Raw genomic sequence first — 9,397 nt, forward strand, 5'->3', positions numbered from 1 at the left:
GCAACTCCTCGTCCTTGACGGTCAGGTGCGGATCGTCCGCGAGGACGGTTCCGACGCCGACCACGACGGCGTCGCTCGAAGCCCGGAGCCGATCGACGCGTGCGAAGTCCGCCTCGCCGCTGATCGCGATCTGTTCGCGCCGGCGCGAGGAGAGTTTGCCGTCCGCACTCGCGGCGGCGTTGACGACGACGTGCATATTCGTGGTGGGCGGTCGATCGTAAAGAAATCCCGTGTCTCGGCGGCTGTGGTCCAGTCCGGTCTCAGCGTCCGCGTTCCAATACACTTCACACGCTGATTACACTTCGCACGCCGATTCCAGATACGCGCCGCGGATGCGGTCCCGCCCGCCGACTACACGGTCCTATATAGTATTAAATACGAAACATATAAACGACTTATCCGGTCTCGGTGGAGAGTTCGGACGTATAACACGTGACGACCGGGACCTCCGCGTTCGGCGACACGGTATCGTTCGACCACCGACATATCGACCTCGAGAACCGGGACGACGTCTACGTCGTCGGTGACGTTCACGGCTGTCTCGACGCGCTCGAGGCGCTGCTGGAGACGCTCGATCTCAGCGGTACCGATCTGGCCGTGTTCGTCGGGGATCTGGTACGAAAGGGGCCGGAGAGCGAGGCCGTGCTCGATCGCATCAGACGGTCGCCGCGGCTGCTCTCGGTCAGGGGGAACAACGAGCGAAAGCTGCTCGAGGGCGAGGCCTCGCTGCCGGCCCTCGACGCGGCCGACTCCCGGTATCTGCAGTCGCTTCCGACGGCGATCTCGTGGGACGGCGGCCTCGTCGTTCACGGCGGCATCGATCCGAACAGGCCGCTGGCGGCCCACTCCGCGGAGGACGTGTTGACGATGCGATCGCCGGACGGCGACGGCTACGACGGTCCCTTCTGGTTCGAGACCTACGAGGGACCGCCGCGGGTCTTTTTCGGCCACACCGTCCTCGACGCCCCGATCGACCGGGAGTGGGCGGTCGGCCTCGATACGGGGTGTGTCTACGGTGGAACGCTCACGGCCTACGACGTCCGGCGCGATCGGTTCCACAGCGTCGCCGGAGCCGATCACGTGGAACGATCGTCCGAGAAGTTCGTCACGCTCGACGACAGTTGAGGGGAATTTGAGATGAACGAAGGAGATACGACCGAGACCGACGAAGAGGGTTCGAAACCGGACGACCAACCGACCGAATCCGCGACCGACGAAGCGGCTTCGTTTGCCTTTCGATCGGCGCTGGACGGTGAAGCGGGAGGGGACGCCGACTCGGAGGCGGTCGACCGATCCGCGGCGGAGCGCGACGACTCGAGTCCGATCGAGCGAACCGCACGGTGGTGTGATTCCGATTCGACAGCGTCGGAGGCGGCGAAGACAGCTGCTGGAACCGATGACACCAATATCGACTCGAGCAACGCCAGCGAAACGGCGACGCTCCCCGTTCCAGCCGAGGACGCCGACCGCGTCGATGCGTCCACCGAGACCGACTCGCCGACGGCAGCCGATGGGATCGAACGATCGACCACCGAATCCGGGGACTCGGCGATCGACTCCTCGAGCGTCGACCTCACGCAGCCGTCCTACTACCTGAACCGTGAGCTCAGCGAACTCGCCTTCCAGCGTCGCGTCCTCCACGAGGTGGGGGACGAGACCAATCCGCTCTTAGAGCGGGTGAAGTTCCTCGCGATCGTCACGACGAACATGGACGAGTTCTTCCGCAAACGGGTCGGGGGACTGAAACAGCAGATCGCGGCCGGCGTCACCGAGGAGACGCCGGACGGTCGCACGCCGCGAGAGCAGTGGGCGGACGTCCTCGAGGAATCTCGGCCGCTGCTCGAGCGCCAGGCCGAGTGGTACCGCGAGGAGATCCGACCCGCACTGGCGGACGCGGGGATCCACATCGTCGGGTACGACGACCTCGCCGCCGTCGAGCGTCGGAAGCTGCGCGAGTACTTCGAGAGTTCCGTCCTGCCGACCCTGACTCCGTTGACGTTCGATCCGGCCCACTCGTTCCCGTTCATCTCGAACCAGAGCCTCTCGCTGGCCGTCCTGACGCGAGAACGGGCCGATGCCGATCTCACCTTCTCGCGGGTGAAGATCCCGCGCAACCAGCTCCGGTTCGTCCAGCTCGGCGACGACGCGCGGTACGTCCGCCTCGAGGACATCGTTCGGGCGAACCTCGATCTGCTCTTCCCGGATGTCGAGGTGGTCGACACCGCGTTGTTCCGGGTGACGCGTAACGCGGAGGTTCGCCGCAACGAGGAGGTCGCCGAGGACCTGATCGAGATGATCGAGGAGGTCATCGAAGAACGCCGGTTTGCCACCGCCGTCCGGCTCGAGATCGAGAGCGACGCGCCCGACGAGATCCGCGACATCCTCACGCGCGAACTCGACCTCGACGATCGGGAGGTGTTCGCTCTCGACGGACCACTCGAGTACCGAGATTTCGCGGACTTCACCGAGCTCGACCGACCGGAACTGAAGCTGCCCGAGTGGTCGCCACAGCCCCATCCGCGGCTGGGGCGGTGCGAGGACGGAACGAACGTGTTCGACGCGATCGGCGACCGCGACGTGCTCGTCCACCACCCCTACCACTCCTTCGAGGAGACCATCCAGCGGTTCCTCGAGGCCGCGGCGAACGATCCCGACGTGCTCGCGATCAAGGCGGCCATCTACCGGACCGCCAGCGACTCGCAGGTGATCGAGAGCCTGATTCAAGCCGCTCGAAACGGCAAACAGGTGGCCGTTATGGTCGAACTGAAGGCCCGCTTCGACGAGGAGAACAACCTCGAGTGGGCGAAGAAGCTCGAGGAGGAGGGGATCCACGTCGCCTACGGGACGATCGGGTACAAGACCCACACGAAGACGTCACTGGTGGTCCGCGAGGAAGACGACGGGGTGCGCCTCTACTCCCACGTCGGGACCGGTAACTACCACTCCGAGACTGCGAAGCGCTACGAGGATCTGGGCCTGCTCACGGCCGATCGAGACGTCGGGCAGGACCTCGTCAGGCTGTTCAACTACTTCACGGGCCACTCGATGTATCGGGACTACCGGAAACTGCTCATCGCGCCGGGGAATATGCGCGATCGCTTCGTCGAACTCGTTCGGGCCGAAGCCGAGCGCGCCCGCGACGGCGACGACGCCCGTATCGTCGCGAAGATGAACCGTCTCGAGGATCCGAAGATCGTCCGCGAACTCTATGAAGCGTCGATGGCCGGCGTCGATATCGATCTCGTCGTCCGCGATATCTGTCGACTTCGGCCCGGACTCGAGGGGATCAGCGAGACGATCGACGTCTACAGCGTCGTCGGCCGGTTCCTCGAGCACTCGAGGATCTTCTACTTCCGCGCCGGCGGCGAGGACCGATACTACATCGGCTCGGCCGACTGGATGACCCGCAATCTCGACAGCAGGGTCGAGGCGATCGCGCCGATCGAAGACCCGCGCCTCCAGGGGCGACTCGAGACGATCCTCGAGACCCTGCTGGCGGACGATGCGAACAGATGGGTGATGCGTTCGGACGGGAGCTACGATCGGTGCCGGGCCGATGAAGACGGAGCGACGACGAACGTCCACGAGACGTTCATGCGTTCCGCACTCAACGACGTTCGGAACAATCCTCGGACATGACATCCTCCCCGGCGTGAGCGCCGGGGTTTCCTTGCGCTGGGAGTCTCGGCTATGCCGAGTCCACGGAGGCAACTTGCGGGTTCGTGTGCTCCTCGTTGGGACGGTGAGAGCGTGGTGACTCCAGCCATTCGTGACTGTCCCACTTGAGTACGAGCGCATCAAACGTGTGAAAAACGAACACGGCCTGACGTGGCGTGGGATGTTGATCCACGCCGCCGACGACTTGGAGACTCCGGCCGAGGAGTAATCGGTGGTTCGCGTCGTAGAGTGACGCGATTCACTCCCGTCCTCAGAACGCTTCGCGTTCTGATGTGCGAACGAGACGCGAAGCGTCTCGTCAACGCCGTAAACGGCGGGACTCTCTCGCTGTTTTAGGTAGTCGATTCAATCAGCCCCCTTTCTGTTGGCGGCCAGTTCGATTGGTAGCGGTAAGTGGGCCGATTCCGTCGCGCTCTCGGCGAACGGTCACCGTTACGCTCCGCCTGGACTTCGTACGGAGCGCATAGAACGGATATTGATTCCTCAATATCACAACTAGCAGTGGCTTTGTACGTGTCGTCGGTCGATTCGCATACACGGCTACTTCCCGAACCCATGACCGAATTCACCAGCGGTTACGACGATCGATCCGCCCGACGTCGACTCGCCGCGGTCGCGCAACACGAGAGCGACGCGCCCGCGCTCGAGTCGATCGTCGTCCGATACGAGGACCGCCCCGATCGGTGTACGATCGCGCCGCGCGAGTGCTCCGAGGAGGACCAGTTGACGACGTGGATATCGGCGAACGTCCGAACGTTCGTCGATCTCGCCGACATGCAGTGACAGCCTCCTCGCCGTAAATCAGGTTCGGCGTCTCCCGTGACTGGCGGGAGATTCTCGCCGCAAAAAGACAGCGAGCGTCCGCTCGGCTCCGATCCGAGGGCCGCTGCGCATCGCTCGAGTCGTGTCGTGCCGTGTCAGTACCAGCGATGGCTCATCACTGAACTCGTGGCGATACAGACGCCAAACTTGTCTATATAGACCTATTGTTGAGAACCATTATCGATTGAGCGATACAGTCGAGTAGGTACTAAAAATAGGCGAGAGTGCCGTCAGACAGCATGAATGCTACCGATCCATATCTCTCTATAGACTGGTGGATTTATATTGTTACAGTAGAAAGGGCTGCGTATGGAGACGCGAAAAGTCCAGGTGACTGGCGGGTCGACGTACACCGTTTCGCTGCCGAAAACATGGGCGACCGACAACGGCGTGAGCAGCGGGACGACGGTCGAGTTCTATCCCGAGGACGACGAACTGCTCCTCACTCCCGAACGCGAAACGCGCCGACAAGAGGGGACGATGGACGTCTCCGGGCTCGGGGACGAACAGCTCATGCGGGCGGTGATGACGATGTACGTCAGCGGCTTCGACGTCATCTCGCTGGAGGCAGGCCGGATCACGACCGAGCAGCGCAGCGCGATCCGCGATGCGACCCAGCGACTCGTCGGGGTCGAGGTGCTCGAGGAAACCAGTGACAGCGTGGTCATCCAGGACCTCCTCGACTCCTCGGAGCTGTCGATCGTCAACGCCGTCACGCGGATGCGCCTGATCGCCAAATCGATGCTCGAGGACGCGGTGACCGCGCTGATCGAAAACGACGACGACATCGCTCGCGACGTGATCGAGCGCGACGACGACGTCGACCGGCTCTGGCTCGTTGTCTCGCGGATCTTCCGCGCGACGCTGCGATCGCCCCGCGCCGTCGAGGAACTGGGCGTCTCACGCGAGGCCTGTTTCGACTTCCACTCGAGCGCCCGCCAGCTCGAGCGGATCGCCGACCACGCCGTCAAGATCAGCGATATCGCGCTCAAACTCGACGAGCTTCCCGCCGACGTGGCCGACGCCCTCTACGGACTCCACGCCGAAGCCACGAGCGTCTTCGACCAGTCGATGGACGCGCTGTTCGCCGACGAGTCCGAGGAGGCGAACCGGCTCGGGCACGACGCCCTCGCGGCCGTCCTCGAGATCGACGATCACACCCGACAGATCGACGATACGCTTCGCGATCTCGAGCCAGCACAGGCCCAGTCGCTGGGGCTGATCGTCGACTCGCTGTCCAGAAGCGCCGACTACGGCGGCAACATCGCCGAGACGGCGTTACAGAAGGCGGCACCGCGGCCCTGAATCCGCGGCAGCGCCGCTCGGGAACAGTGCGCAAAAACCGACAGAAAACCGTCGATCGCTACTCCTCGAGGAGAACGGCGTTGACCTGACCGGTCTGACCGGGTCGGGACCGGACGCGGGCTCGACCCTCGCTCGTCTCGATGACGGCTCCCTTGGTGATGATGTTCCGGCGGATATAGTTCGGGTTGGCGTCGTTCTCGACGACGTCCTCGATATCCGCGGGCACCGTCTCGTCGCCCTTGTTGACGCTCGCGACGTTCGTGGCGAGCGCTCGCGTCTTCGTACCGTTACCGCGGACGTCGACGGTCCGGAATCGCGGCTCGCCGACCTCGGTCTCAGTCGGCAGTCGGCCGAGTTCGTCCTTGCGGCGATTTCGAACGTTCTTCAGTCGGCCGCCGGTTCGCTTGCGCGTAGAGCGTCCCTGATCTTGCATACCCAATCAAAATCCTGGCGTCTACTTGAATGCACTGCTACGACCTTTTGCTCTGCGGGCGCGGTAAGCGGATGTCGACACCCTCTTTCTGGCTATCACAAACGCTTGGGCCATCTGTCACGCCTCCGTCGCCTCCGCTCTATAGGAGTCGGGTTCACTTCGACTCCCCCAATCACATCTCTTCCATCGAGCGATTCCGGTCACTGAGGCACTACGGTAGTCGATTTCGCGTGTCGTTGCTAGACGTCCGAACTGATCGGTCAGTCTTCGGACCGTCTCGAGAACTCGTTCTTCGGATACTTTCAAGCCAGTCACCTTTTCGAGTCCGCGTCTCTGCTGCGTTCGTCGTCTGGAATGATTCCGATCGAGAGATTGCAACTATCGGATCGGGAACTGCTCGTCTTCGTTGCCGAACAGTAGTGCGATATCAATCGTCTGTACTGAACGGTAACTACGTATATGAACTGAACATCGAATTAGTATTCACTGGTCAATTCAAAAGGGCTATAGTTGGTCATCTCCCAATCACTTCAATGCGCCTCTGGAACCGCTTCGCGGGCGTTATTGGTGGGCGGAATGTGATTCTAGCTCTCGGTGGGCTGTACCTCATACTTGTTGTGGGCTGGGTGTTCATGCCGACTTCTCCAGAGATGGCTCCTGTGAATACTCTCATCGTTGCCAGCTTTATCGGCGGTTCTGGTGCCATCCTCCTCGTGGGCGGATATCGATTGCCCCGCACCGACATCCACCCGAGATTCTACTCCACTATTGCCGGCTGGTGTCTCGTCGGTATTGGGATAATGCTCGCCATCCTCGCGCTTTACAAGTTCCAGCCCGGTCCAAGCATCTCCAACCCAATTCGATCTGTGCTTATACTTACGGGGTTCAGTTCCGTCGCCGGATACGGTGTGGGGACGTACGCTGCGCATGCGAAAACACGGGCCCATCAACTTGAACGACAAAATCGTCTGCTGGAACAAACCCAAAGACAACTCGAAGAATCGAACCAACGGCTCGAGCAGTTTGCGTACGCCGCATCTCACGATCTGCAAGAGCCGCTCCGAATGGTTTCAAGTTATCTGGAACTTATCGAGCGCCGATACGGCGATGAACTCGACGAAGATGGTGAAGAGTTCCTCGACTACGCGATCGACGGATCGGAACGAATGAAAGAGATGATCGATGGGCTGCTCGAATATTCACGTGTAGACACGCAGGGTGACCCATTCGAACCCGTTGCTCTCGACGAGGTGCTTGCAAACGTTCGCCAGGATCTCGAACTACAGATCGATGAGACCAACGCCACTATCGAAACCGACGAGTTACCACGCATTGAGGGTGATGAGAGCCAGTTACGCCAACTCTTTCAGAATCTCCTTTCGAACGCGATTGAGTATACTGGCGACGAACCGCCACGGATCGTCGTTTCCGCTGAGCGCGATACCGAGGAATGGATCATTTCGGTTCGTGATAACGGCATCGGGATCGATCCAGAGGATCAAGACCGCGTCTTCGAGGTATTCCAACGGCTTCACAGCCAGGAAGAGCATTCGGGGACGGGAATCGGACTCGCACTCTGTAAACGAATTGTCGAACGACATAATGGCGAGATTCGGGTTGATTCCACGCCCGGCGAAGGGACGATGTTCACGTTTTCGTTACCAGCAGTGACCGATAGGGTGGATACCCGCTCTACACAAAGCGGTTCAACATCGACCTAAACAGTCTATTCGAGTCAGCCTCGTAACCGACCCAGCCTCGTAACTGACCGTATGCCTCGATCTTCGCTGCGATTAGCCGGTTGGAAACGTATTGGCCGGGTCGATTGACCTGTCCACACCGCTAAGGGGCCAAAACGGCTCGTCCGTCCCCGCTCCAGAAATCACTTCCCTCGCATCTCTCGATTGCCACTGAGAAACGACAGTCGTCATTCGTCCGGAACCAGACAGTACGCGTGGCCGGGCTCCTCGAGCACCGTCTCCTCGTCGTCATTGTAGTAGTTCGAGAAGGCGCCGCGCTCGGCGTAGTAGATCCGGCCGTCGCGGGGGATCGCGCCGCTGGTGACGTGGCCGCGGTTTTCGACCCGCCAGCGCCGGTTTCCGGTTTCTCTGTCGAGTGCGTATAGGTGGGTGTCGTAGGAGCCGACGAGTATCGTTTCGGCCGTGGCGGTGATCGAGCCGATAACGTGGCCGTCGACGTCCGTCGACCACAGTTCGTCGCCGGTCGCGGCCTCGAGCGCGTAGACGTGGTGGCTATCGCTACCAACGTAGACGACTCCTCGGTCAGGGTCGATCGCCGGATTCGACATGACGACGTCGCCGGTGTCGAACGACCACTCCTCGTTGCCGTCGGCGAGATCGAGGCGGTAGAACCGGCCGTCCCAGGAGCCGACGAACGCCGCGCCGTCGTACGTCGGGATCGTTCCCTTGATCTGCGCACCGAGATTGAACCGGCCGTCGGCCATCGATTCCCCGTCGGGACCGCCCTCGCCGCCCGCCTGGAACGACCAGGCGAACTCGAGGGAGGGAAACTCCCAGCAGTAGACGACGCCGTCGTTGGAGCCGGTGACGAGCCGGCCGGCCTCGCAGTCGATCGCGGGCGAGGGATGGGGCATTCCCCAGATGCGGTCGTCGCTCCAGGTCGGATTCCCGGTCGCGGCGTCGACCTCCCACAGCGCGCCGCTGGCGGGATTCTTGTGTTCGGTGAGGAGGTAGAGCGAGCCGTCGACGTACGCGGGGCTCGAGCCGATCGCGATCGCATCGCCGAACTCGCGCATTCGGGTGTGCCAGATCGTGGTTCCGGAGTCGACGTCGACGGCGTAGAGTTCGCCGTCGTAGCCGCCGATGTAGGCGGTGCCGTCGGCGATCGCCGGCGTTCCGTGGAAGCCGAGGCTTCTGCCGGCTCCCGTCTCGAGGTTCCAACGGTGTTCGCCGGTCGGTCTGACGGCGTGAATCCGACCGTCGTCGCCGGCGATCAGCACCGTCTCGCCGCCGGGCGTCGGCCGGGGCGTCGATTTGGCCGCGGTGTGGCCGATGCGGTTGACCGGGAACGACCAGTCGACGGTCACCGATGACGGAACGGTTTCCTCGGGGTAGTAGCCGTACCGTCGCAGTCCGCGACGGAACATCGACACGTCGTCGTCCGCCGGCAGCGGCACGT

At 62.1% G+C, this 9,397-nt stretch carries 8 protein-coding genes; 5 read left to right on the forward strand and 3 right to left on the reverse strand.

Features of this window, described 5'->3' with window-relative positions:
- Positions 1-196, reverse strand: a 196-nt coding sequence (locus PGX04_RS27215; RefSeq protein ID WP_273741349.1) for a dihydrofolate reductase family protein, incomplete at its 3' end; no start/stop codon positions are given.
- A 236-nt stretch (positions 197-432) separates the two neighbouring features.
- On the opposite strand from PGX04_RS27215, the gene PGX04_RS27220 reads away from it, so the two are divergent.
- The 4 genes from PGX04_RS27220 to PGX04_RS27235 all read left to right on the forward strand — a co-directional run bounded on the left by PGX04_RS27220 (position 433) and on the right by PGX04_RS27235 (position 5,805).
- Positions 433-1,125 (forward strand): metallophosphoesterase family protein, encoded by a 693-nt coding sequence (locus PGX04_RS27220; RefSeq protein ID WP_273741350.1) that lies wholly within the window; start codon positions 433-435, stop codon positions 1,123-1,125.
- Positions 1,126-1,137: 12 nt separating this feature from the next.
- A complete protein-coding gene (gene ppk1 / locus PGX04_RS27225) occupies positions 1,138-3,639 on the forward strand; it encodes a polyphosphate kinase 1 (RefSeq protein WP_273741351.1) in 2,502 nt (833 codons plus the stop codon).
- A 594-nt stretch (positions 3,640-4,233) separates the two neighbouring features.
- Complete coding sequence (locus PGX04_RS27230; protein ID WP_273741353.1) at positions 4,234-4,461, forward strand: DUF7511 domain-containing protein; 228 nt, start codon at positions 4,234-4,236, stop codon at positions 4,459-4,461.
- A gap of 348 nt (positions 4,462-4,809) precedes the next feature.
- The gene (locus PGX04_RS27235; RefSeq protein ID WP_273741354.1) at positions 4,810-5,805 is read left to right on the forward strand and encodes a phosphate uptake regulator PhoU; all 996 of its coding nucleotides are present in this window, start codon (positions 4,810-4,812) and stop codon (positions 5,803-5,805) included.
- Positions 5,806-5,863: 58 nt separating this feature from the next.
- Here PGX04_RS27235 and PGX04_RS27240 read toward each other — a convergent pair whose 3' ends face one another.
- Positions 5,864-6,238, reverse strand: coding sequence for a 30S ribosomal protein S8e (locus PGX04_RS27240; protein WP_273741355.1), 375 nt, complete (start codon positions 6,236-6,238; stop codon positions 5,864-5,866).
- 533 nt (positions 6,239-6,771) lie between these two features.
- Between PGX04_RS27240 and PGX04_RS27245 the strand changes: the two genes are divergently transcribed.
- Positions 6,772-7,959, forward strand: a complete 1,188-nt coding sequence (locus PGX04_RS27245) for an ATP-binding protein (RefSeq protein ID WP_273741356.1) — start codon at positions 6,772-6,774, stop codon at positions 7,957-7,959.
- A 206-nt stretch (positions 7,960-8,165) separates the two neighbouring features.
- Here the strand turns inward: PGX04_RS27245 and PGX04_RS27250 are convergent.
- Positions 8,166-9,397: outer membrane protein assembly factor BamB family protein (locus tag PGX04_RS27250; protein WP_273741357.1), on the reverse strand; the 1,232-nt coding region annotated here is incomplete at its 5' end.

Source organism: Natrinema soli, assembly GCF_028618695.1.